Raw genomic sequence first — 24,119 nt, 5'->3', positions numbered from 1 at the left:
GGCGTCCGTGGCTGTTGCTACAGAGGTAGCTACACCTGGCGGGGCCTCCGACGCCCGGTGCCTGGACGAACCTTCCTCCGGCCTGGGTAGCCTGCGTGCCGTGGACGATAAGTCACAGGTCGTTCCGTTTGTCGACCTCCCCACCGCCGCCCTTGTAGTCGATCAGCTGTATGAGGGGGGCACGGCGGGCACCCTTGCCGATGACCCTCTGGCGCGGCTGCTGCCTGTCGGCAACCAAGGAGGGTTTCGGTACGCGGGCTCCCCCCGCAAAGGCACCGTCCGTCTCTCGGTGCTTTACACCACCGGGGCAGTAGCAGACTGGCCAGACACTCTCGATCCCTCGACCGGGGTCTTCACCTACTACGGCGACAACCGCAAACCAGGTCGGGACCTGCACGATACCCAACGTTCTGGCAACCTCCTCCTGCGTGACGTGTTTGAACACGCCCACGGCAGCGTGGAGGAACGCCGTACAGTCCCGCCGTTCCTGCTGTTCGAAACAGCGCCACCGGGACGGCGCATCATGTTCCGTGGCCTACTTGCCCCCGGCGCGGCCACCCTCACCAGCGACGACGATCTCGTCGCGATCTGGCGTAACACCCGCGGACACCGCTTCCAAAACTACCGCGCCCACTTCACCGTGCTCGACGTCGCGACCGTCACCCGCACCTGGCTAACCGACATCCTCGCCGGACACGCTACCGACAGCGAGCACTGCCCACCTGCGTGGACAGCCTGGGTCGACGGTCGCGCCTACAGCCCGTTGATCGCACCTTCGACCACCATCATCCGGACCAAAGCAGAACAGCAACCCCCCGACCCTACCGGGGTAGCGATACTCGCCGCCATCCGCGAGCACTACCGGGGACACGAACACGACTTCGAGTTCTGCGCGGTCGAGCTGTGGCGACTCATCGCGCCAGCCACTGGCAGATGTGATGTCACCCCGCCGAGTCGGGACGGGGGCCGCGACGCCATCGGCGACTACATCCTCGGCCCACTCTCTGACCCGATCGCCATCGACTTCGCTTTGGAAGCCAAGTGCTACACCGACACCAACTCCGTCGGCGTCCGAGATGTCGCCCGGCTGATCTCCCGGCTACGCCACCGCCACTTCGGCGTCTTCATCACCACCTCCCACTTCAACCAGCAGGTCTACACCGAAGTACGCACCGACCGGCACCCCATCGCCCTGGTCAGCGGACGCGACATCGTCAATGCCCTCCGCGCCCACGGCTACGCGGACGTCAACGCCGTCAACGCATGGTTAGGCAAGATCCCGAATGTCCATGTCTCCGCGAAGGGAGCACCTAATCCGTAGTTAGATATGGATCTTCCGCCGACGTCCGTTCAGTCCGCTGACCTCGCACACTCCGTCCGCTGGCGTCCGCCTACGTGCACCCTCGTCCGCCGGCTTGGCTGTCAACTTGGCTGTCATCACCCCATGACAAGCCGACCCGTACCGCAGGCGCCCCAGCGCCGAGGAACGGAAGCGGCGCGGTAGCCTCTCGGCCGTCGACCGCCCGATTACAAGATCGGCGCGCTCCGTCCGTGGACGTTCGTCGACGTCCGTACATCCTGGTCAGCAGCCTGCCCGGTTCCGTCGTTGTCCGCTGACGTCCGCTGTTGTTTGCTGGCTTGGCTGTACGGATGGCTGTACCGAAAGCACTCTCAGGGCTCGTCAGCGTCTGATGCGCCGGGTACGTAGCCGACTGCGCTTGCTCCAAGCGTATGATCAGTCACCGATTCAGTCGAACCCATCACAGACCGGGGGGCTAGTTGATGTTCGAACAGGCTGGTGAAGGTCCGGATGCGCTTCCCTTCCTCGTCTCCCTCAACGACCAGCACGGCACGGTTGATCGGGCGGACGGAGGTGAAAAGGGGATCTTCGCTCGAAGGGACGACGAGCCGACGGTCCGTCAAATCCCAATTACCGTGCTGCGAGAGAATCTACGCCGCACGGTCGGCGGGCTCCGGCAACTGTTCGACGAGATCGCGGCTACCGAAGGTCCGATGCCCCTGAAGCAGGCGCAGTTCGCTATCCAGGTGACCGCGAGCGGCGGCATCACTCTGGTCGGCACCTCGGCCCAAGTCGCCGGCACCGCTGCAATCACACTGACTTTCGGTGAGTAGTCGCCGCTGATGGACGGCCGTTTCCGCGCCCTGCTGATCGGGGTGCCTTCCTACCGCGACCCGGACATTGACAACCTCCTCTTCATCGAAGAGGACCTGGCCGAGCTATCCGCCACGCTTACCCGCACTGGTTACGAGGTAACGGTCCATAACGTGGCCCATACCGACTTCGCAAGTATCGACACTGCGATAGAATTCTTCATTGGCGACGCCGAATCGGCGGATACGCTACTTATATTCCTCAGCGGACATGGCATCCATCACGCCAACATGGACTATCTTGTCCCGTCCGGGGCGATGATGCGATCTAGCCCTTTCTACACCCGTTGCGTCCCGATCGATGTCGGCCGCTACGTCGAGGCCAGCCATGCCGGAAATGTCGTATTGATGGTCGATGCCTGCCGGGAAGGAATCCACTTCAACGAGAAATCCGGGCCATCGACGCTGGCGTGGTCGGACCGCGAGGTTACACGGACGGCATCTCGACACTTCGCCTACGTCTACGCGTGCTCCCCTGGCGAAAAAGCCCGCTTTGCGACAGTTGGCAACTCGTCATTCAGCTTCTTTTCGCGGGCGGTCAGCACCGTCGCCGACGACGACGCCGGTCCCGCCACCCTTGCCGACATCGAGCTGGCCGTCCAAGCGGAGATAGACACCCTCACTAGCGCCCACGGGTATCCGCGGCAGCAGGTCCGGATTCTGACCGAAACCGGCAAAGATTTCATCCTGCTACCGAGACCGAGGAGAAGACGGACCGGAGCGGCCGGCGAACATAGCTGGGTTACCGCGGCCCGGACCCATACGGCCTGGAACCTTGCTGATGGCCGACCTGGCCAGGAACTGCTGAGGGAGGCGACCACCACCCTCGTCGCATACCTGGCACGGTGCTGGGAGCGGGACAACCGGCTGGTTCAGAGCGACCCGTGGCACGCCCCCGGCTGGGCCGAACGGATGAACGGCAAGGTCCGCTGGCTGCTATCTACGCTGAATCCGGAGAAGTTGAGCCTGTCGCCAGCAGAGGCGGCCCTGCTCACAGCTGTCCCGTTCCTGCACACCGCCTACTGGACCCGGCTGGCCGCCTCTGCCTACCCCCAGGTCAACCCGGCGGATCTAACAATACGCGGCACTTCGGACGACCGAGCCGCTTTCGAACGGTTCACCGCTGGTTATGGACGTCTCCTCCGCCGGGCGCAGCGCATTGACCTGCCCGACGGGCAGCGGCCGGCGGCCGGTATTGGATGGTGGCTGTTCCATCGCTGGCTCATCCGCCGGCCGGCGTCCTATCAGCTCGACCTGCTCGTCGATCTGCTGCTTCCGTCCACGCCCCTGCCAGAGGACGGCGACAGCAGACTGGTACCCGAGGTTTTCGCCGTCGACCGACTACTTGAATTGCTTCGGACGCTGCGCACCGACACGGCCTCACTTGCCCAAGGTGACCGGGACACGGCACCACGGCCGATTCGGCCGGTCGCGAACTCCAGCGAGATGGAGCAGAGCATCCGCGAACAATTGGTGGCGTTCCTGCTCTCCGCCGCGGAACGGTTCACCCTTGACCCGGTCGGGATGTCAGAAGTGGTGGTCGACCATCTCGGCATCAGCGGCGGAGTTAGCCTGCCACAGCTTCACGAGACGCTCGCAGAGGCCGCCTGGGAGGCGCGTGGACGTACACGGGTACTCGCCGCCCGCTGTCACCATCCCGCCGTCGATCTGGCACTGCGCGAGCAGGCGAGTGCCGTGGATAGTCTGCTACGCCATATCGATACCGCCGCCGCGGACGGCGGGCTGTTGGCTCCGTTGGCGGACCTACCGACCCGGGCGACCGCTGACCGGGTGGTGGCCGCGACCGGAGCCGACGGTCAGCGGGCCTACGACTCGACTGGGTTTCGGTTCCGACTCGCCGACGACCGCATCCAGGAATTACTCATGGGTGAGCAACTCTATGGCGATCCGGCGTTGGCGGTCCGTGAATTGTATCAGAATGCGCTCGATGCCTGTCGCTATCGTCAGGCGAGGATCGAGTACCTTGAAGTCGCCGGACGACACCCTACGCCCTGGATCGGAAGTATCCGGTTTACGCAGGGCGTAATGGACGGTCGACCTTTCTTGGACTGCATCGATAACGGCGTTGGTATGGGTCTACGGGAACTCGTCGAGGTATTCTCCCACGCTGGTATGCGTTTCGCCGACCTACCCGAATACGTCGAGGAGCGGGCCACTTGGAAACAGGAGGGCATCGAGCTTTATCCAAACAGCCGGTTCGGTATCGGCGTGTTGAGCTATTTCATGCTTGCCGACGAGATTACCGTGACAACCTGCAGGCTCGACCGTTCCGGCCGTCCAGGGACCGTGTTCGAGGTGCACATCGCCGGGCCGGGCGCGCTATTTCGCGTGCACGACCGCGGCCCCGGAGAGGAAGCCGGCACTACAGTCCGGCTGCATCTGCGTCCCACCGACACACCGCTTTCCTGCGTCGATCTGCTTCGCCGGATCCTGTGGATCTCCGAATTCGCGGTGGAGGCCATCGACGCCACTGGTCGACAGAGCTGGGCCGCTGGGCAGTTGTCGTCAGTCGCGCCGATTGGCGCGGAGGACCCGCTAGCCGACGACGCCCGACGCACCGCCTGCCGGATCGATGCCACCTCCGCTCCCACGGTCTGGTGGTGCGACACGAACGGTGGTGTGGTCGCCGACGGAGTGTGGGTCGGCACCGACCTGTTCGGGGCGGTGGTGAACCTGACCGGCCCCTGCTATCCCCGTCTGACGGTGGACCGCCGACGGATCCTCGCTCACGACGACGCCGAGGTGACCCGACTCCAATACCGGGAGATCCCGGTGTTGCTTGCCGAGGATGCGACCGTGTTGACGTTCGACTGGCTCTGCGCGCTGGCCGGACACCATCCAGATCTTGCCGACGAAATCTGCACGCAGGCGGCAGCACATCACCGGCGGTGGAAGGTGGCCGGGGATACCGCGGATATTGCTGTAGTGGGATGTTTTCCGGCAGATGGCATGCTTTTTCGACGGCGGGACGGTTCACCACTACGCGCAGTACAGCCGGTGCTGCCGGAGGTGATTCTTCGATGGCGGTTGCACGCGTGGATCGAAGCCGGTCTTGTTAACGGGCTAACCGTCGCAGCGCCGGCTGGCGAACGTCTTCTGTCTCTTCCGACCGATGACGTGGTCCTCGCGGCCAGGGCAGTCGTCGAAACTGAAACGTCGAACCTGGCCGATTTTCGTGTGATCCCGGCGCCTCGCCTCGGCTCGGATCGGCCGGTGCCGGTGGGGCATCTGGCTGCGGCTGCGGTGAGGACGGGTCGCAGTGTCGGCCAGGTGGCTGCCCGGCTAGCTGCTCTGGGGTTCGCCGTCCCGGACCTGGCTACCCTGCCCGACCAGCTCGACCGCGACGACCGCACCCTCCTCAGCCGTGGTCTCGACGGCGAGGAACCGTGGCTCGGCTCGGATCGGCCGGTGCCGGTGGGGCATCTGGCTGCGGCTGCGGTGAGGACGGGTCGCAGTGTCGGCCAGGTGGCTGCCCGGCTAGCTGCTCTGGGGTTCGCCGTCCCGGACCTGGCTACCCTGCCCGACCAGCTCGACCGCGACGACCGCACCCTCCTCAGCCGTGGTCTCGACGGCGAGGAACCGTGGCTCGGCTCGGATCGGCCGGTGCCGGTGGGGCATCTGGCTGCGGCTGCGGTGAGGACGGGTCGCAGTGTCGGCCAGGTGGCTGCCCGGCTAGCTGCTCTGGGGTTCGCCGTCCCGGACCCGGCTACCCTGCCCGACCAGCTCGACCGCGACGACCGCACCCTCCTCAGCCGTGGTCTGAATAGCTGGATGCCGTGGCTCGATTCCGACCGGCCAGTGCCGGTAGGACATCTCGCGCGGGCTGCGGCGAGGACGAGCCATAGCCCTCGCCAGGTGGCTGCCCGGCTAGCTGCCTTTGGGTTCGCCGTCCCGGACCCGGCTACCCTGCCCGACCAGCTCGACCGCGGCGACCGCACCCTCCTCAGCCGTGGTCTCGACGGCGAGGAACCGTGGCTCGGCTCGGATCGGCCGGTGCCGGTGGGGCATCTGGCTGCGGCTGCGGTGAGGACGGGTCGCAGTGTCGGCCAGGTGGCTGCCCGGCTAGCTGCTCTGGGGTTCGCCGTCCCGGACCTGGCTACCCTGCCCGACCAGCTCGACCGCGACGACCGCACCCTCCTCAGCTGCAATCTTGACGGCGAGTGGCCATGGCTGGACGATCTCGACGGCCGTTCGCTGTGGCTCGATTCGGATCGGCCAGTCCCGGCGGTGCATCTCGCGCGGGCTGCCGCGAAGACGGGTCGCAGCCCCTTCCAGGTGGCTGCCCGGCTAGCTGCTCTGGGGTTCGCCGTCCCGGACCCGGCTACCCTGCCCGACCAGCTCGACCGCGACGATCTCATCCTCCTCAGCCGTGGTCTCGACGGCCGTTCGCCGTGGCTCGATTCGGATCGGCCAGTCCCGGCGGTGCATCTCGCGCGGGCTGCCGCGAAGACGGGTCGCAGCCCCTTCCAGGTGGCTGCCCGGCTAGCTGCTCTGGGGCTCACCGTCCCGGACCCGGCTACCCTGCCCGACCAGCTCGACCGCGACGATCTTCACCTTCTCGGCGACGAACGCTACGGCTGGACGTCGTGGCTCGGCTCGGATCGGCCGGTGCCGGTGGGGCATCTGGCTGCGGCTGCGGTGAGGACGGGTCGCAGTGTCGGCCAGGTGGCTGCCCGGCTAGCTGCTCTGGGGTTCACCGTCGCGGACCCGGCTACCCTGCCCGACCAGCTCGACCGCGGCGATCTCATCCTCCTTAGCCGTGGTCTCGACGGCCGGTCGCCGTGGCTCGGCTCGGATCGACCAGTGCCAGTGGGGCATCTGGCTGCGGCTGCGGTGAGTACGGGTCGCAGCGTCGACCAGGTGGCTACCCGGCTAGCTGCCTTGGGGTTCGCCGTCGCGGACCTGGCTACTGTGCCTGACCAGCTCGACCGCGACGATCTCATCCTCCTCAGCGGCGGTCTCGACGGCCGGTCGCCGTGGCTCGACTCGGATCGACCAGTATCAGCGGGATATCTGGCCGTAGCTGCGGTGAGGACGGGTCGTAGCCCTCGCCAGGTGGCTTCTTGGCTTGCTGCCTTGGGGTTCGCCGTCGCGGACCCGGCTACCCTGCCCGACCAGTTCGACCGTGGCGATCTCATCCTCCTCAGCGACGATCGCCACGGCCGGTGGCAGTCGCTCGGCTCGGACCGGCCGATCCCGACGGTGCATCTCGCGGAGGCTGCGGTGAGGACGGGTCGTAGCCCTCGCCAGGTGGCTTCTCGGCTGGTTGCCTTGGGGTTCACCGTCCCGGACCCGGCTACCCTGCCCGACCAGCTCGACCGCGACGACCGGATCCTCCTTAGTCGCGATCTCGATGGCGAGGAACCGTGGCTCGATTCGGATCGGCCGGTGCCGGTGGGGCATCTGGCCGTGACTGCGGTGAGGACGGGTCGCAGTGTCGGCCAGGTGGCTGCCCGGCTGGCTGCCTTTGGGCTCACGGTCGCGGACCGTGTGCCCGACCAGCTCGACCCCGACGACGCCATTCTTCTCAGCCGCGATCTCGACAGCCGGTGGCCGTGGCTCGACCCGGATCGGCCGATCCCGCCGGCGCATCTGGCCGTGACTGCGGTGAGGACGGGTCGCAGCGTCGGCCAGGTGGCTGCCCGGCTGGCTGCCTTGGGGTTCACGGTCGCGGACCTGGCTACTGTGCCTGACCAGCTCGACCGTGGCGATCTCATCCTCCTCAGCCGCGGTCTCGACGGCCGGTCGCCGTGGCTCGACTCGGATCGGCCAGTCCAGGCGGTGCATCTCGCGGAGGCTGCGGTGAGGACGGGTCGTAGCCCTCGCCAGGTGGCTTCTCGGCTGGCTGCCTTTGGGTTCGCCGTCCCGGACCCGGCTACCCTGCCCGACCAGCTCGACCGCGACGACCGCACCCTCCTTAGCCGCAATCTCGACGGCGAGGAACCGTGGCTTCACCCAGGCCAGCTTGTCCCCGCAGGGCACCTGATCGCCGCGTTCGCCTCCGGACGGAAGATCACCGAGGTTGCCAGCCGGTTGACGAAATATGGGTTTCGCTTGCCTGCGTCCATCAACATGGACAACTTGGTTTCCGACGGATCTTGATCGGACTGGAAGGTGGTCTGCGTCACACTGAGATCGGTTACCGACAAGATCATCGGATGGGCAGCGAGCTGTAACACCAGTGGCCTCGGCGCTGAGGCTAGGGCAAGTCGGGTTGCCCGGGAAATGAAACGTTCTGGGCACTGGCGTGCCCTCTGCTCGTTGTCCCGACCAACAGCCGATGACACTGCTGGCGTGCTTAGGCACCGACGGTCCCGTTCGCCACGGGTCGGTGGTGGATTTGAGTGGAGACGGATGGCGACGCGCCGGCGAGCATGGCCCGCCAGGGCCACGCGCAGCCGCCACGCGGCGCGGCCGGCGCCGCACTCTTGATCATAAAACGAGCATTTCGGCAGTCTCGGGCTCTCGCTGACGGCCTGGTGGTGGTCGCCGTACCGTGATCGGGTGGATGTAGCGGTTGCTGAGCGGTTGGCGAGCGAGCTGCTGACCCCGTTGGGGGATCGGTGGCGGCATGTCCAGGCCGTGGCTGCGGCTGCCCGTGAGGTATCCGCAGCTGTCGATCCCGAAGAGCGTGACCTGCTCATAGCGGCGGCCTGGCTGCACGACATCGGGTACGCCCCGCCGATCGCGCATCTGCGGTTCCACCCGGTGGACGGCGCCCGGTTCCTCGAAACCCAGGACGCCCCGGAGCGGCTGTGTGCTCTGGTCGCCCACCACTCGTGCGCCCGGTATGAAGCCGAGGAGCGGGGCCTGACGGCGGAGCTGTCAGCGTGGGAGCTGGAGGTCTCACCGGTGATGGACGCGCTGTGCGCGGCGGACATGACGACGGGTCCGCAGGGCCAGCGGTTCACCTTTGCTGAACGGATCGCGGAGATCCTCGCTCGCTACGGCGAGGGGTCGGTCGTGCACCGGTCGGTCACTCGGGCGCGGCCGGATCTCCAAACCACCGTCGAGCGCACCACCGCGCGGCTTGCGGCGGCTCAGCCAAGGTAGGGCGTCGCGCGGTTCTCCAGGTAGTGATCGATCCTGAGTCGCATCGACGGGTGGATGTTCAGCGTGTCCAGGTCCTCGGGTGCGACGAACTGGACCTCCTTCGTCTCGCTGGAGGTGCGTAGCTCTCCGCCGAGATTGCGGGTGGTGAAGCAGAGCGAGAACTGCTGGCGGACCTCGCCGTCGTCGTAGGCCAGGACGTGCCGGGGGTTGGTGTAGACCCCGATCAACCCGGTGACCTCGATATCGATGCCGGTCTCTTCCTTGGTCTCGCGGACGGCGGCGTCGGTGATGGATTCGCCGAGGTCCATGCCGCCGCCGGGCAGGGCCCACAGGTCGTTGTCGGTCTTGTGAACCATGAGGATGCGTCCGGCCTCGTCGGTGACGACGGCGGTCACGGAGGGGACGACGCTGTTCGCCTTGGGGGCGTTCGGGTCGTTGAAGTAGTCGATTCGCGCCAAGAGGGTTCAGGCTCCTTCGGTGGTGGCCCAGATGCGCTCGAAGCTGGCGGCGTAGTGGTCGAACAGGCCACCGGACTGGGCGCGTAGGTGCATGACGGGGGAGTGCGCGGCGGGGGCGCCGTACACGTGGGTGTTGACGAGCATGTCGCCGTCGAACCGGTAGATGGAGTTGTAGAGCGTGGTGGCGTGGAGCCGTAGCTCGATCCCGGGCGCCTCGCGGAGGGACGCGAGGTAGGTGAGCGTGATCCGGGTCCGGGCGGCGAGCCCGTCGCCGATCCCTTCCTCTTCGCCGCGGAGAGCGACGGCGGGTGATTCGGGGTCGCCGAGTGCGTAGCGGATCGTGACGCCTTCCGCGCCTTTGTGGCGGAGGACGGTGGTGAAGTCGGCGTGGCCGTCGGGGAGGAACAGGCCGGCGATCACGAGGACGTCGACCTGGTGGCGCGCGCCGGCGAACAGCGTCCGCCACAGCTCGGACGGGACGGCTGTCCGGCTGGGATAGACGTGCACGATGTCGCCGGGCACGTTGACGACGGGCGCTCCGGGCTCGGTCCGTGGCTCAGGGACGGCGCCGGGTCTTTCGGCAAGTCCGATGCGGCCCCGGGGGATGTCGATGCCGTCGGCGATGCGCTCGAAGATCTCCAGGCTGGTGACCTGGCGGCGGCCGGTTGAGATCTCGCTGACGTGGGACTGCGGGAGGCCGCAGACAGCGGCGATCTGTGTCTGGGTCGCGCCGGTCCACTGGCGGTAGATCTTGAAGACGGTGCCGATGTCACGGCGGGCGAGTGCGTCGGCCATCTCTGGCCGGTCCCAGAGTCCCGGCGGGGCCTGGGGTAACGGGCGGCGGACGGAAACCACGGGCGCCTCCGGACGGTAGGTACAGGACCGTCTGTCCTTGATCGGACGCGCAGAGCCTATCCGGTCTCCGTATAGATCGGAACCCTCGGCGTATACGGCCGGCGGCCTTCCGTGACAAGCCGTCCGGTTGGACGGTGGGCGGGCACCAGATCCGCCGCAGGTCGAACACCTTCGCGGGTCGGTTCCGGTGCCTCGTCGCCCACGATCCAACACAGGAGGACGGAACGTGATGTTCGACAGAGCAGACAGAGCAGGTGGAGGTGATCCCGGGCCGCTGCTGTTCGGCATCGTCCGCTTCGAACCGGGTGAGACCCGCCAGGTATGGGACACGGTCATCACCTTCAACTCGCCGGCCGCGGCTGACCTGTTCGCGATCGAACAGGGCTGGCACGACTACCAGGTCACCCCGCTGCGGTTCTTCGTCCACGACACGCGGCCACCGGCCGTGGACTGGACCAGGTTCGATGACCTCGTGACGCGCTTCGCGGACCACCGGCGGTGGACATGACCTCCTCGGGCATGCCCGGTCCGTTCCTGCCACCGGTGCCGGCTGGGGAGGGTGACGCAGAGAGCACGAGGGAGAAGCTGCCGGCGGTCGTGATGCTGCCGTGGGGTGCGGAGGAGTGGGCGGTCGTCGTCCAGCCGGGTTCGGATTCCGAAGATCTCCTGCGGGCGGTGGCGCGGATGCCCGGCGGGCTGAAGTTCACCGAGTCGTTCGGCGATGTGGATGTGGTGCTCGTGTACCGGGTGCCCGCTGGCGACCGCGCGCCGGTTGGGAAAGACGGTTCGGGGCCCTCGCGGCGAGGCTGTGCGGGTGCGGCGCTACGGACGGCGATGGATGCGCACCCGGCACGGCCTGACTCGCGCTGGATGACCAAGGGGGAGCGGACTGCGTTCCGGGCCGGCCAGGTGGAGGCGCTCGAATCGGTTCGCAGGGCCGTGCTCCACGCAATCGACGTTTCGTAGACCCCGCGTGGTCGACTGCTGCATGGCCACGCTATGAAGCCTGCAGACCATCAGACTGAAAGGGCAACCCGAATCAAGTGGATGCATGGCTTCAGGTCGTCCAGGCTTTCGGCGCGGCAGTGATCGGCGGAGTCATCGGACCTTTCGTGGTCCAGGCCCGAGACCGACGTTCGGCGCGTGCACTCGTTCGGGAGAAGATCGTTGAAGTCGAGGCCCTCAGGTGGGAGGACGAGTCGTACCAAGAGTTCAGACGATCATTGGCGTCGCTGGAAGCTGCGGCGATCGTGGCCCGAGTGTCGCGGAGAATGACGATGGAGTACATCGGGGCTGCTGAGGCGGCGCGCGGTGCCTCGGAGACGTTTCCAGAGGGGCCTGACGGAGGGCCGATCTGCGTCCTGATGGATATGGCGGTCGCGGCGCGAGTCACTGCGGCGCTGGAAGCGCTGAGCTCGGCGATCTGGCATCCGTGGGTGCACCGTCTCCGACATCGCCATATGCGGCGTGTACAAGCAAGCTAAGTCCGACGATTTGGTCGGCGGGCCGGCACCGGCGGAAGCTACTCCGTCGGTGCCGGCCCGTTGTCGTTGCCGCGGTTCGTCCTCGGTGGCCCGGTGGGAGCGATCCGTTCTGAGAGATCGGCGAGCCGCTGTTCGATCCGCAACAGGACGGCCAGGATCTGACGATCGATCGGCGGTCCTCCGTGGTCCTCGCCCTGGTTTGAGGGCGTCTCGCTGGTTCCCTCGAGGTGAACGAGGACGCGGGTCAGATGGTCGTCCGGCCAGTCGAGCGCACGGGCGACGGCGGCCAGGGTGGCGTCCTGGACCCGGCGGCCCTGGGCGCCGTGTTGGAGCTGGCGTAGCGTCGCGACGGACACGCCTGACGCGGTGGCGAGTGCTTGCTGTCCCATCCGCTTGCGGGTCATCCTCGCGTTGAGGGCGTCGGCGACCGCCTGCCAGTCCTCACCCTCGACTCTGCCGCGTGCCGTGTACGGTGGAATCCCCCGTTTGTTTGTCATCTGTCAAAGGTAGCGTTGTGGCGGACGGGCATTCCAGCCGGTGGGTGGATAATTTCCATCCGGAGTCCGTATACGTCGGAACGAAAGTGCTTGGCGATTGGTTCGTGAGCGGTTCAGGGTGGGTGTTGCCCGACAGCGGCCGGAACACCGGCGGCGGGGCTGACCCTCACGGAGGTAGACGAACCATGGCGGTTCCGCGACGCATTCCGGTGCGCTTCGAGGACGTGTTCCCCGCGGGAGCATTCGTCCTCGGTGTGGAGGCGGCGAACGATTACGAGAAGGCCAAGGCCGGTGCGCCCGACCCGCAGGAACGGGACCCGAACACCGGCGAGCGGATCTGGACGGTGCGCGTGCTCGACGCGGACCCGGCGGCGCGGCAGGCGGAGCTGAAGGTGAAGGTTCCGGGCGAGGTTCAGCCGGTGCTGCCGGAGGTCTTGGCTGGTACGCCGTTCCGGCCGGCGCTGTTCGAGGGCCTGACGATCACCCCCTGGGTGGACAAGAACGGCAACTTCCCCAAGCAGGCGTACGCCCTGCGTGCCTCGCGGATGCGTCCGGCGGTTCCGGCTCGGCGTCCGACTGGAGTGGCGGCGTGAGCGGCGAGGGGAAGCGTTCGTACACGACGCTCGGGCTGCACATCGGCGCGGAGTGGTCGGTGCTCTGCCACACCTACCCCGACCGGGCGCCGATCCTGGTTGTGGACGCGGGACGGGTGAGCCTGAGCGTTTCGGCGATGGAGCAGGCTCCGGACGCCCGGCACGCTGACTTCGCGTACAAGCTGCTCGCGGCGGTCAACGACTACCTGATCGCTTACGAGAACTACCAGTTCGAAACCCAGGAAGCCGCGAACGCCGCCGCTCCGGACGACGACGCCTCCGGGTCACGCGCCGCGTAGTTTTCTCGCTGCTCGTCGGCTGCATCGAGGAAACGGCTTCCATTCCTCGACTCTCCCTCCTTTTCGCCGATTCCCTCTGTCTGTATTTCGTGCGCTCGAAAACAGGTGGTATTTGTCATGTCCAGAATCAACGGTGACCAACGTTTTCCGCGGGTGCCGTCGCGGGCCGACAAGGTGCGCGTGCCGGTGTGGATGCTGCTGTTGGCGGTGGCCGGGAAGGTGCTGTGGCTGGCGCTGCGGGGCTGCTGGCGTCACCGTGTCGCGGTGGTGTCCGCGGTCGGCCTGCTCCTGGTAATGCACCGGATCGGGCTCGTCGGCCTGGCCGTGCTCGTCGCGGGGCTGGTCCTGGTGGCGGTCGTGTGGTGGCGGGTGCATCCGCGGTCGTTCGGGCCGGTGGCCTGGTGGCTGTGGGGCCGGGCGCGGCTGACGTTCGTCTACCGGTGGCGTTGGAAGCCGGCGATGGTCCATACCGACCTGGCGATCCGCATGCCGACGTCGACCGGTGATCAGGTGAACTTCGACGAGTACTTCCCGCGGATTCGGAAGATCCGTTCGTCGCGGTCGGTGGACGTACTGCGTGTCGAGCTGCTGCCGGGTCAGACTCCGGCGCAGTGGGCGGAACAGGCTGAGGCGCTGCGGCACGTGTTCCGTGCCCGGCGCTGCCAGGTGCAGGCGGAGACGGTCCGCTTCATCCGTGTCTCCTTCCACCACCGGGACTCGCTGACCCGGCCGGTTTCTCCGCCCAACCTGGACGACTCCGCGGACGGTGCCGGCTCTGACCCTGCCCGCACCGTTCCGTCCGCAGTCGTCCGCCGTGGTCAGGGGATGGCGCGGCTGCTGGCCGGGTTGTCGGCGGTGCCTGTCGGACGGTGCGAGGACGGCCGTTCCTGGACGCTGCCGGTCCGGGGAACGCACGTGCTCGTCGCGGGGGCGACCGGTGCCGGTAAGGGCTCGGTGCTGTGGTCGGTCATCCGCGGTCTCGGCCCGGCGGTGCGGGCGGGGCTGGTGGAGCTGTGGGTGTGTGACCCCAAGGGCGGCATGGAACTCGCCTTCGGGCGGGCGATGTTCACTCGCTTCGCCACTGACACGGCGTCGATCGCGGATCTCCTCGACGACGCGGTGACCGTCATGCAGAACCGGACGGCCCGGCTCGCGGGAAACACCCGGCTGCACGCCCCGACGATCGCGGAACCGCTGATCGTCCTGGTGGTCGATGAGATCGCGTCCCTCACGGCGTACGTCACCGATCGGGATGTGAAGAAGCGGATCGGCGCGGCGCTGCCGCTGCTGCTCTCGCAGGGACGGGCGCCCGGGGTCGTGGTCCTGGCGGCGGTGCAGGACCCGCGTAAGGAGGTGCTCCCGTTCCGGGATCTCTTCCCGGTCCGGGTCGCGCTGCGGATGACCGAACCCGAACAGGCCGATCTCGTGCTCGGCTCCGGTGCCCGTGACCGTGGCGCGCGGGCGGAGGAGATCCCGCTGTCGCTCCCCGGGGTCGGCTACGTCCTGCACGACGGTGATCCCGATCCCGTACGGGTCCGGGCGGCCCACGTCGACGACGGCGAGATCGCCCGGACCGTCGACCGTTACCGGCCCGTCCGGGGCGGCTGGGTGCCCGACATCCCCGAGGACCTTTTCGACCTGGATGGCGGGGAGTGGGGGGACGGCGAGCGTCTCGACCCGGCCGCATGAGATCCACCGACCCGGCCGGCTCGCCGGACTCCGCCGCGCCGATACCGGCGCTGCCGGTGTGCGCGACCTGCGCTCATCCGCGGATCGCCCACCGGCGGCGCCGGTGCCGGGCCTCCGATGGCTGCGGGTCTCCCTGCGGCTGCTCCCGCTTCACCGAAGCGTCCGCCAACCCGTCCGGCGGACACCAGAACCCCGACGCCACGGAGGACCCTCCCGCGTGACCACTCCCGTCACCGGCACTGACCCGGCCGTCTCGTGTGAACCCACCGGCCGTGACGATCGTCCGGGTTCCCGAGCGGCGCGGATGCGGATGCCGCTCGCTCGCGCGGTCGTCGAGACCGTCGCCGTGGAGAACGGCGTGTGCGTCCGACCGATGGCAATGCGCCGGACGAACCTCGACACCGGCGAAACCGAGATCATTCCGGTGCCGTGCGGGGCCATCCTGGCGAGCAAGTGCCCGCCGTGTGCGGAGAAGGCCCGGCGGCTGCGGATGGCGCAGTGCAAAGCGGGCTGGCACCTGGACGACGAACCGCTTCCCGACCCGGACCCGCCGTCCGACGAAGCGAAGATCCTCGCCGGGTTCCGGGCTGATCTCGAAGCCGTCCGGCGGGAGGCCGAACGGGACAGTGACCCGGCCGGCGTCGCTGAGATCGACGAACTCATCGGCCAGGTGGACGAGGAACTCAACGCGCTCGGCGTGCGGGGGAAGGCGGCACCGGAGGATCGGGATCGCCCTCGCCGGGCCCGGTCGACCCGCCGGCGGCAGGACGCGCCCGACCTGCCCCGGCTGCCGGTGGAGAAGCGCACGGTCGGCCGGACCTACGAAGCGGCGGACGGCACGACCTGGCGGCCGTCGATGTTCCTCACGCTGACCTGCGACACGTACGGCCGGGTGAACTCCGACGGCTCCCCGGTCGATCCGGGCTCGTACGACTACCGGCGGGCGGCGCGGGACGCGATCCACTTCCCGAAGCTGATCGACCGGTTCTGGCAGAACCTCCGGCGGGCCGTGGGCTGGGAGGTGCAGTACTTCGCCGCGCTGGAACCACAGCGGCGGCTCGCTCCTCACCTGCACGCGGCCATCCGCGGCACCATCCCGCGTCCGCTGCTCCGCCAGGTCGCGGCGGCCACGTACCACCAGGTCTGGTGGCCCGCTGCCGACCGGCCCGTCTACGAGGACGGTCACCTTCCCGCCTGGGATGACGACACGGCCGGCTACCTCGACCCGGACACCGCCCGCCCGCTGCCCACCTGGGATGAGGCGCTGGACGAGATCGGCGAGGACGACGAACCGGCGCACGTCGTCCGCTTGGGCCCGCAACTGCGCGCGGACGGCGTCACGGCGAACTCGGCGCACACCGGCCGGATGATCGGCTATCTGACCAAGTACCTGACGAAGAGCCTCGACGCCTGCCACGCGGCCACGTCCGAAGCGCAGCGTCGGCACGTCGACCGGCTCGCGGCGGCGCTGCGCTACGAACCGTGCTCGCCCACCTGCTCGAACTGGCTGCGCTTCGGGGTCCAACCGAAGAACCCGAAACCGGGTCTCGTCCCGGGGCGGTGCCGGGGCAAGGCGCACCGGCGGGAGACGCTCGGGTTCGGCGGCCGGCGGGTCCTGGTGAGCCGCAAATGGTCAGGCAAGACGCTGACCGATCACCGGGCGGATCGGGTCGCCTGGGTCCGTGAACAGCTCGAAGCCCTCGGCCAGACCGACACCGGTCCGGCCGCGTCGGCTGCTTTGGGTCCGGACCCGGCTCGGACGGCGTGGACGCTGCTCCGGCCCGGCGACCCGGCCGCGCCACGCCGCGAACACCTGCTTCTCCAGGCCGTCGCGCAACGCCACGCCTGGCGCGCCCAGCTCGACGCGGCCCGCCGTGCCGTAACCGGCGAACTTCCGGCAACCGGCCCGCCGTCGGCTCCGGCTCACGCTGCCTGATCTTCCGCCCTGATCCTGTGGAGAGGACCGTGACCAAGCTTCTGCTGACGGTCGACGAAGCCGCGGAACTGCTCGGCGTCGGCCGGAGCACCGTGTACGACCTGATCCGCGGCCACCGGCTCGAATCCGTCCGCATCGGCCGTGCCCGGCGCGTTCCCCGCGCGGCTGTCCTCGCGTACGTCGACCGGCTGCGCAGCGACGGAGAAGCGGCGTGAACGGCTGGCGGACCGGCGACTCGGCGCGTGGACCCCCGGTCGTCCGGAAGTTCGGCAAAGCGGTCCCGGCGGGTGCGACCAACACCCGACCGGGACCTGAGACCTCACCCCTGCCTGTGACAGGAGCAAAGCCCTATGTCCATCTTCTCGTCTCGCGGTTTCGGAGCATGGCGCACCCCCGGCAACGGTGAGAACCCGCTCGCCTCGGTGCGCGCGACCGACACCGGCCATGAGCTGACGATCCGTCCCGGCGCGGACGTCGGCGACGTGGCGGAAATCCTCGCGGGACTGCCCGTGGACGCCTTCTTCACCGAGAGCTTCGGCGACGTCGACGCGGTCCTGGTCTTCCGTCGGGTGCCTGGTCTTTCGGCAACGGTCCTGGACGGCTGGGACCCCTCGGCGGGTCCTGCGGCGGCGAGCGTTCCCCGCCCGTAGCGGTTGTTCTGCCTGCTCTACCCCCATTTTTCTTCCGTTCTCTGGTGGCGCTTGAAGCTGTCGGGGTGTCGGACGTGTCCAGGGTCGGCCGGAGGCCGATGGCGAAGCCACGCGTAGCGCCCTGGACGCGGCCGGCGCCCCGACAGACCATCCCAGCGCCAGAGAACGGAAACCCACCGGCACCGGGCGACGCCACCTGCGGCCCGCGTGCACCTGACCCGTTCTTCCGGCAAGGAGAAGCCACCCATGCCCAGCAACACCAACGGCCCGGCGAACGGCCGGCGCAAGGAACGCACCAAGCGCGCGAACGGTCAGGGCTCGATCTACCAGCGCGGGGACGGCCTGTGGGCCGGCGCGGCCTACGTCCTCATGCCGGACGGCACGACGAAGCGGCGGCCGGTCTACGGCAAGTCGGAGGAGATCGTCCGCGGCAAGCTGACCGAGCTTCAGGCCAACTCGGATCAGGGCATTCCGGCGGACGCTACCGGGTGGACGGTCGAGCGGTACCTGACGGCCTGGCTCGCTCAGACCGTGAAGCCGAACCGTCAGCCGAACACGTACGTGACCTATGAGAAGGCGGTCCGGATCTACCTCGTGCCGGGTCTCGGGAAGAAGCGGCTGAACAGGCTGACCGGTGCGGACGTCCGGCAGTTCATCCGGCGGACGGAGAGCACCTGCCGGTGCTGCGCCCGGGGAGTGGACAAGGCACGACCGGAGGAGGAGCGGCGTTGCTGCGCGGTCGGCCGGTGCTGCAAGCGGTTGCCGTCGAAGCGTCAGGTTCAGGTCGTGCATGCGGTGCTGCGTAACGCTCTCCAGGCGGCGGTCCGGGAGGAGCTGATCCGGCGGAACGTCGCGAAGCTGGTGCAGGTCTCCACCCCGCGCTACGGCGTCGACCGCGGCCTGACCGTCGAGCAGGCGCATCAGCTCCTCGACGCGGCGGCGGGCGACCGGCTGTACGCGCTGCTGGTCCTGGCGCTGTTCCTCGGGATGCGGCGCGGGGAGTTGCTCGGTCTGCAGTGGTCGGACATCGACTCTGAGCGGGAGACGCTGACGGTGCGTCACACGCTGCTGCGGGTCGGCGGGGAGCTGCGGCTGTGCCCGCCGAAGACGGAGGACTCCGAACGGACGCTGCCGCTCCTCGGCCTGGTCGCGGATGCGCTGGCGGAGCATCGCAAGCTCCAGGACGCTGAACGTGCGGCGGCCGGCGACGCCTGGGTGCAGACCGGCCACGTGTTCACGACGAAGATCGGGACTCCGATCGAACCGGACAACCTGCGCCGGTTCTGGCTGCCGCTGCGCCGTGCGGTCGGGCTCGACGGGGTGGTGTTTCACGGGCTGCGGCACACCTGCGTGACGCTGCTCCTGGACCTCGGTGTGCCGCCGCACATCGTCCGGGACATCGCGGGCCACTCGGCGATCGAGGTGACGATGACGATCTACGCGCATGCCTCGATGGGGGAGAAGCGGCGCGCCCTGGGCAAGCTCGACGGCCACCTGACCGAGCCCCGGGACTGAGGGCCGTTGCTGCACCCGTTGCTACAAAACGCCTCCGTCAGCAAGATCGGCGGGGGCGTTTTGGCTGGTGCGCCCGGCAGGGATCGAACCTGCGACCCAGTGCTTAGAAGGCACTCGCTCTATCCGCTGAGCTACGGGCGCGTTGTTCCATTGTGGGGCTCGCGGACGAGTCCCGGGTGGGATGGACAGTGTCCACCTCAGGTCAGTCGATGGTGCACCGACCCCCGGTGTCCTCGCACGTCGGCCCCGCCTCGGGAGGCGGAGCCGACGTCCCGCGTGCCTGCTGGCCGACTCGGCCGTCCGGCGCCGGACGGCAACACGGCACCGGAGTCGGGCCGTGTGTTGCCGACCGGGGCAGGTTGGCCGAGTACGGCGTCAGCTGACCAGTTTGGCCAGCTCGTCGAACTCGGAGTCGGTGAGGCTGACTCCTGCCGCGGCGACGTTCTCCTCCAGGTGGGCGGTCGACGACGTGCCCGGGATCGGCAGCATCACGGGTGACCTGCGCAGCAGCCATGCCAGCGCCAGCTGCGCGGGTTGCGAGCCGTGCCGCTTCGCGATCGCGTCGAGGACTCCGCCTGGTCGCGCGAGTGTACCGGTCGCGACGGGGAACCAGGGGATGAAGCCGATACCCTCGCGTTCCGCGTAGTCGAGGACGTCCTCGGAGGCGCGGTCGGCGAGGTTGTACCGGTTCTGCACGCTGACGATCTCCGCCAGCGACCGGCTGTGCTCCAGCTCGGCGACGCTGACCTCCGAGAGCCCGATCTGGCGGATCTTGCCTTCCTGCTGCAGCGCCCGCAGTTCGCCGAGGGACTCCTCGACGGGAGTCCTCGGGTCGATGCGGTGGAGCTGGTAGAGATCGATGCGCTCGAGCTTGAGGCGGCGCAGCGACAGTTCGACCTGCTGGCGCAGGTATGGGGCGCGTCCCACGGCAGTCCACTGGTCCGGCCCCTGCCGCGTGAGACCGCCCTTCGTCGCGATCACCAGGCCGTCTGGATAGGGGTGCAGGGCCTCGGCGATCAACTCCTCGCTGACGTGCGGGCCGTAGGAGTCGGCCGTGTCGATGAAGTTCACGCCGAGTTCCACCGACCTGCGCAGTACGGCGATGGCCTCCGCCCGGTCCGCGGGTTCGCCCCAGATGCCCGGCCCGGTGATCCGCATCGCGCCGAAACCGAGCCGGTTCACGGGTAGTTCGCCTCCGAGCAGGAACGTCCCGCTCGCCGCCGCGGTCACGTCGCGGCTGGCTGCCTGAGTCGACATACCGTTCCTTCCTCCAGGTGTGCGGGCACCGTCGCCGGCCACCGGTGGACAGGACACCGGCCGGTGGGGTGGTGCGCCGTCCTGCACGGCGGCAACCTGGATCCGCCTCCAGGTTGTTCCCGCGCTCCGTGCTTGTTACGTGTCCCGCGCTCGATGGCTGGCTGTCGGCCGCCTTCGCCGCCCGTGACGAGAGTGAGCGTAGGGACGCGCCACCGCTCGGGTGCGTCGTGAGAGCGGCCTGTGGATGGCGAACAGTTATCCACAGCTGACAAGAACAGGTTCCCATCACGTGGACGGCGGCGCAGAGTGATGGCGTGGGTGCGCGGCCGGCCAGCTCTCGCCGCCTGGACCTCCGGGTCCGTTGTGGTGGGCCGCCGTCCTCCGGGTCGTCTCCCTGTCCCCGAGATGTTCGCCAAGGAGCCTTCCATGCTCGACACCACGATCACACTGATCGGCAATCTCGTGGAGAATCCGGTGCTGCGGGTGACCGCCAGCGGTGTCTCCGTCTGCGGTTTCCGCGTCGCCTCCACGCCGCGCCGGTACGACCGCTCCGAACAGCGCTGGGTGGACGGCAACACCCTCTACCTGCGCGTCTCCTGCTGGCGTCAGCTCGCCGAGAACGTCTCGGTCAGCCTGTCGCGGGGCGACCGGGCGCTCGTCGTCGGGCGCCTGCGGCAGAACAACTTCGAGACGCAGGACGGCGATCGGCGGGTCACCTACGAGATCGACGCGGACGCGGTCGCGGCGGAACTCACCTGGCGTCCGGTCGACGTCCGGCGGGTCGCGCGTGGGGCCGGCCCCGCTGACGAGGTTCCGCTGCCGGAGACAGGCGAGCACCCGGTTGACCCCTTCGGCGCCGACTCCACCGACCTTGACGGCGGCGGTGCGGAGGAGAGCGTCGGCGCGGGGGCAACGGGAGCCGGTGGCCTGGTTCCCGCGGAGGCGGTCCGGCAGTTGGCCGTCGAGACCTCCACCAACGGTGGGCCGGGGCTCACGCAGGCGGGGTCGGACCTGGTCGATGCCGTCTCGCGCGACTCTGTCCCGGTCGACTTCGCGCCGGTCGGCGGCAGCGCGCAGGCCGCCGGAGCGGCGCCCCTCGAGTGGTCCGAGACCGGCCCGACGCCGGCTTCGCTGTTCACGGAGGGCGGGCGTGGCGGTGAGCTCACGACGCAGGCCTTCCGCACCCCGAGCACCTCCGCCTCCTCCGGGGGCGTCACCTTCGGCCTCGCTGACGTCGTCGGCGAGGTCCGCCTGCTGGGGCTGGGCGGGGCCTTCGGATAGTGGGGTCGCCGGCAATCGCGTAATGGGCGGGTCTGACCGACATGCGGTGACCGATGGGGCCACCAGCCGAAGGGCGGTCCAGGCCGCTCGGTACCGTGCCGAGGGTGAGCAGGTCGAGTGATCCCGGCGCCGGCGCGGTCTCCGCGCCGGACGAGCCGTCCGACCGGATCGGCAAGGCCGCCGCGGACCAGATCGGCACGGTCGTCCCGGACCGCCTGGTCGTGACGCCTGAGCCGCTGCCCCGGCGGCTGTGGCGTCGCTGCCAGGAGGTCAGCACGGCCGGCCGGTACGTGGCGGTCCTGGCCTTGACCAGTGCGACGGTGGCCGTCCTGCTGCGGCACAACCTGTTCCCGTACCTGTCGGTCAACAACGACGAGGTCATCTACCTCCTGCACGCCCGGACGCTGGCGGACGGCCACCTCTTTCCGTCTGCGCCTGATCCAGCCGCGTCGTACGCACCCTGGCTCGCCGCCATCTCGGGTGATCACTTCGTTCTGAAGTACACGCCGTTCGTCCCGGGGTTGTTCGCGTTGGGCCTCATGCTGACGGGCAGCGTCTCGCCGGTGCTGGCGGTTATCGCGGCGGCGGCGGTGATCGTTACCTACCTGCTCGGTGTCGAGCTGGCGGGGGAGCGGAGGGTCGCGGCGCTGGCCGCGACGCTGCTGGCCCTCTCCCCGTTGGTGATCGTGCAGAGCGCGCTGGTGCTGAGCTACCTGCCGGTGCTCGTGCTGATGGAGCTGACGTTGCTCGGCCTGCTCCGAGGGCTGAGAGCCGGCGGGCTGAGAGCCGGCGGGCTGAGCGATGGCGGTCGGCGCTCCGCGCGGCACGGCGGGCGGGCGCTTGCCGGAGCGGGGCTCGCGGTCGGCGTGGCCGTGGCGGTGCGGCCGTATGACGTGGTCCTCCTGCTCGCCCCGGTGGCGGTCTGGGGCGTCGTGACGGCGCGCAGGTCCGGGCGGCTCGGGTGGGCCCTGCGCTGGACGGCTGCCGGGCTCGTGCTCCCGGCCGCGATCCTGCTGGCGTCCAATGCCGCGGCGACCGGCAGCCCGTTCAGGTTGCCGTTCGCGCTGCTCGAATCGGACGACAAGCTCGGGTTCGGCGTGCGCAGGCTGTACCCGTCGGACGGCGGGCACGACTTCGGGCTCGGTGACGGACTGGCGTCGGTCGGGGATCATCTCTGGCTGCTCGGTGGCTGGGCCTGCGGCGGGGTGGTTCTCGCCGTCGCCGCGATCGTGGCGGCCGCGCGGCGCCGGCTGAATGGCCCGGGGTACGCCCTCGGCGTCGGCATGGTGCTGTTCGTGGTCGGTTACATCGGCTTCTGGGGGGCGTGGAACGCGGCGGAGCTGTGGGGCGGCATCCGATACGTCGGGCCGTTCTACCTGATGCCTGTGCTGATCGGGCTCGTGCACCTCGGTGCGCGCGGGCTGGTCGACCTCGCCGGCTGGTCACGGCGGCGGGCGGCACGGACGGTGACCGGGGTGTGCGCCGCGGGTGTCGTCGGGCTGACGACGTTCGTCCTCGTCGGCGCGATCGACGCGAACGCGACGATGACGGACCACGACCGTGACCTGGCGGCGATGCTGCGGGCCCTGCCCGGGCGGTCCCTGGTACTGGTGGCCGCCAGCCCGCCCTACCTGGGCCATCCGAGCGGTGTCACCACCAACGGGGCCGATCTCGACGGTGCCGACGGTGACGGGCCGTTGCTGTTCGCGGTCTCGCGGGGGGTGGCCGACCTGGAGGTCGTCGCCGACCACCCCGACCGCACGCCGTACCTGCTCCGCATGCCGCCGGCCTACAACCGGTCCCCGGGCTCGGTGACGCGCTCGCGGGTGGACGCGCTCACGGTGGCCACCGGTCGTACGGTCGGCGTCGAGGTCAGCGTGGACGCGCCGCCGCGAGGGACGCGCGCGGCCCAGCTGGTGTTCGAAGCCGGTGGGGTCCGGCTGACCTACCCGGTCTCAGCGAACGGGCCCGTGACCGCGCGGCTCACCCTTGACGCGGACGGCCTCGACACCGACGACGTCACGGAAGTCGTGATCTACGGTGGCGGCGAGACCAGGGGATCTCCGGCGGGCGCGGCCACCGGGCGCCCGGCCGGCCGGGCGAAGATCACGAAGGTGCCCGGGGTGGGGACGTCCGTGACGGTGTCGCTGCTGGCCATCCCGGCGTCCGGTGGCCGTGCGCGGACCGTCGACCGGCAGGTGATCCCCGTCCTCGTCGAGGATCCCAGCGGCGAGACGCCGGGCGATGTGGCAGTCCTCGCACCGAGCGCCCACGTGGACGAGACCGGCCAGGGCCCGCGGCCCGCCGTCCGCATCGCGCTGTCCTGATCCGCGGCGCGCCTGATCCGCGGCGCGCTGTT

At 69.0% G+C, this 24,119-nt stretch carries 19 protein-coding genes and 1 tRNA gene; 15 read left to right on the top strand and 5 right to left on the bottom strand.

Annotated elements, in window-relative coordinates:
- Positions 1-100: 100 nt before the first annotated feature.
- The 4 genes from FRANEAN1_RS26310 (at position 101) to FRANEAN1_RS26295 (ending at position 9,246) form a co-directional block, all read left to right on the top strand.
- Positions 101-1,321 carry a restriction endonuclease gene (locus FRANEAN1_RS26310; protein WP_198145370.1) on the top strand — a complete coding sequence of 407 codons (1,221 nt, stop codon included), beginning with the start codon at positions 101-103 and terminating at the stop codon, positions 1,319-1,321.
- Positions 1,322-1,782: 461 nt separating this feature from the next.
- The gene (locus FRANEAN1_RS26305) at positions 1,783-2,133 is read left to right on the top strand and encodes a hypothetical protein (protein ID WP_041254823.1); all 351 of its coding nucleotides are present in this window, start codon (positions 1,783-1,785) and stop codon (positions 2,131-2,133) included.
- Positions 2,134-2,142: 9 nt separating this feature from the next.
- Entirely contained in the window at positions 2,143-8,295 is a 6,153-nt protein-coding gene (locus FRANEAN1_RS26300; protein WP_020462802.1) for a caspase family protein, read from the top strand.
- A 402-nt stretch (positions 8,296-8,697) separates the two neighbouring features.
- Positions 8,698-9,246 carry an HD domain-containing protein gene (locus tag FRANEAN1_RS26295; RefSeq protein WP_020462801.1) on the top strand — a complete coding sequence of 183 codons (549 nt, stop codon included), beginning with the start codon at positions 8,698-8,700 and terminating at the stop codon, positions 9,244-9,246.
- Here FRANEAN1_RS26295 and FRANEAN1_RS26290 read toward each other — a convergent pair.
- The gene (locus tag FRANEAN1_RS26290) at positions 9,234-9,704 is read right to left on the bottom strand and encodes an NUDIX domain-containing protein (protein WP_020462800.1); all 471 of its coding nucleotides are present in this window, start codon (positions 9,702-9,704) and stop codon (positions 9,234-9,236) included. The genes FRANEAN1_RS26295 and FRANEAN1_RS26290 overlap by 13 nt on opposite strands.
- 6 nt (positions 9,705-9,710) lie before the next feature.
- The gene (locus tag FRANEAN1_RS26285; protein ID WP_347176763.1) at positions 9,711-10,499 is read right to left on the bottom strand and encodes a helix-turn-helix domain-containing protein; all 789 of its coding nucleotides are present in this window, start codon (positions 10,497-10,499) and stop codon (positions 9,711-9,713) included.
- Between the two features lie 289 nt (positions 10,500-10,788).
- Between FRANEAN1_RS26285 and FRANEAN1_RS26280 the strand changes: the two genes are divergently transcribed.
- Positions 10,789-11,067 carry a hypothetical protein gene (locus tag FRANEAN1_RS26280; RefSeq protein WP_041256546.1) on the top strand — a complete coding sequence of 93 codons (279 nt, stop codon included), beginning with the start codon at positions 10,789-10,791 and terminating at the stop codon, positions 11,065-11,067.
- On the top strand, positions 11,064-11,525 hold the full coding sequence (locus FRANEAN1_RS26275; protein WP_020462798.1) for a hypothetical protein: 462 nt from the start codon (positions 11,064-11,066) through the stop codon (positions 11,523-11,525). Before FRANEAN1_RS26280 ends, FRANEAN1_RS26275 begins: the two co-directional genes overlap by 4 nt.
- A 556-nt stretch (positions 11,526-12,081) precedes the next feature.
- Here the strand turns inward: FRANEAN1_RS26275 and FRANEAN1_RS26265 are convergent.
- Complete coding sequence (locus FRANEAN1_RS26265) at positions 12,082-12,540, bottom strand: helix-turn-helix transcriptional regulator (RefSeq protein WP_020462797.1); 459 nt, start codon at positions 12,538-12,540, stop codon at positions 12,082-12,084.
- A 185-nt stretch (positions 12,541-12,725) separates the two neighbouring features.
- Between FRANEAN1_RS26265 and FRANEAN1_RS26260 the strand changes: the two genes are divergently transcribed.
- From FRANEAN1_RS26260 to FRANEAN1_RS26225, 7 genes are all read left to right on the top strand, one after another.
- Positions 12,726-13,133 (top strand): hypothetical protein, encoded by a 408-nt coding sequence (locus FRANEAN1_RS26260; RefSeq protein WP_020462796.1) that lies wholly within the window; start codon positions 12,726-12,728, stop codon positions 13,131-13,133.
- On the top strand, positions 13,130-13,432 hold the full coding sequence (locus FRANEAN1_RS26255) for a hypothetical protein (protein WP_020462795.1): 303 nt from the start codon (positions 13,130-13,132) through the stop codon (positions 13,430-13,432). Before FRANEAN1_RS26260 ends, FRANEAN1_RS26255 begins: the two co-directional genes overlap by 4 nt.
- A 117-nt stretch (positions 13,433-13,549) precedes the next feature.
- The gene (locus FRANEAN1_RS26250) at positions 13,550-15,121 is read left to right on the top strand and encodes an FtsK/SpoIIIE domain-containing protein (protein WP_020462794.1); all 1,572 of its coding nucleotides are present in this window, start codon (positions 13,550-13,552) and stop codon (positions 15,119-15,121) included.
- 304 nt (positions 15,122-15,425) lie between these two features.
- Positions 15,426-17,057, top strand: coding sequence for a replication initiator (locus FRANEAN1_RS26240; protein WP_157473602.1), 1,632 nt, complete (start codon positions 15,426-15,428; stop codon positions 17,055-17,057).
- A gap of 29 nt (positions 17,058-17,086) precedes the next feature.
- Positions 17,087-17,272 (top strand): helix-turn-helix domain-containing protein, encoded by a 186-nt coding sequence (locus FRANEAN1_RS26235; protein WP_020462792.1) that lies wholly within the window; start codon positions 17,087-17,089, stop codon positions 17,270-17,272.
- A 135-nt stretch (positions 17,273-17,407) separates the two neighbouring features.
- Positions 17,408-17,707 (top strand): hypothetical protein, encoded by a 300-nt coding sequence (locus FRANEAN1_RS26230; RefSeq protein WP_020462791.1) that lies wholly within the window; start codon positions 17,408-17,410, stop codon positions 17,705-17,707.
- Between the two features lie 246 nt (positions 17,708-17,953).
- The gene (locus tag FRANEAN1_RS26225) at positions 17,954-19,222 is read left to right on the top strand and encodes a site-specific integrase (protein WP_020462790.1); all 1,269 of its coding nucleotides are present in this window, start codon (positions 17,954-17,956) and stop codon (positions 19,220-19,222) included.
- A 65-nt stretch (positions 19,223-19,287) separates the two neighbouring features.
- On the opposite strand, the gene FRANEAN1_RS26220 is transcribed toward FRANEAN1_RS26225, so the two are convergent.
- Positions 19,288-19,363, bottom strand: a tRNA-Arg gene (locus FRANEAN1_RS26220).
- Between the two features lie 234 nt (positions 19,364-19,597).
- On the bottom strand, positions 19,598-20,479 hold the full coding sequence (locus FRANEAN1_RS26215) for an aldo/keto reductase (protein ID WP_020462789.1): 882 nt from the start codon (positions 20,477-20,479) through the stop codon (positions 19,598-19,600).
- 426 nt (positions 20,480-20,905) lie between these two features.
- On the opposite strand from FRANEAN1_RS26215, the gene ssb reads away from it, so the two are divergent.
- Both ssb and FRANEAN1_RS26205 read left to right on the top strand, forming a co-directional pair.
- The gene (gene ssb / locus FRANEAN1_RS26210; protein WP_347176762.1) at positions 20,906-21,760 is read left to right on the top strand and encodes a single-stranded DNA-binding protein; all 855 of its coding nucleotides are present in this window, start codon (positions 20,906-20,908) and stop codon (positions 21,758-21,760) included.
- A 104-nt stretch (positions 21,761-21,864) separates the two neighbouring features.
- Positions 21,865-24,087: a phospholipid carrier-dependent glycosyltransferase gene (locus FRANEAN1_RS26205; protein ID WP_157472806.1), complete on the top strand. Its 2,223-nt coding sequence runs from the start codon at positions 21,865-21,867 to the stop codon at positions 24,085-24,087.
- Positions 24,088-24,119: the final 32 nt, after the last annotated feature.

It is taken from the genome of Parafrankia sp. EAN1pec (assembly GCF_000018005.1).
Classification (GTDB): Bacteria; Actinomycetota; Actinomycetes; order Frankiales; family Frankiaceae; genus Parafrankia; species Parafrankia soli.
Note: the sequence above shows the minus strand (reverse complement) of the source record. Positions and strands in the feature narration are given on the sequence as shown.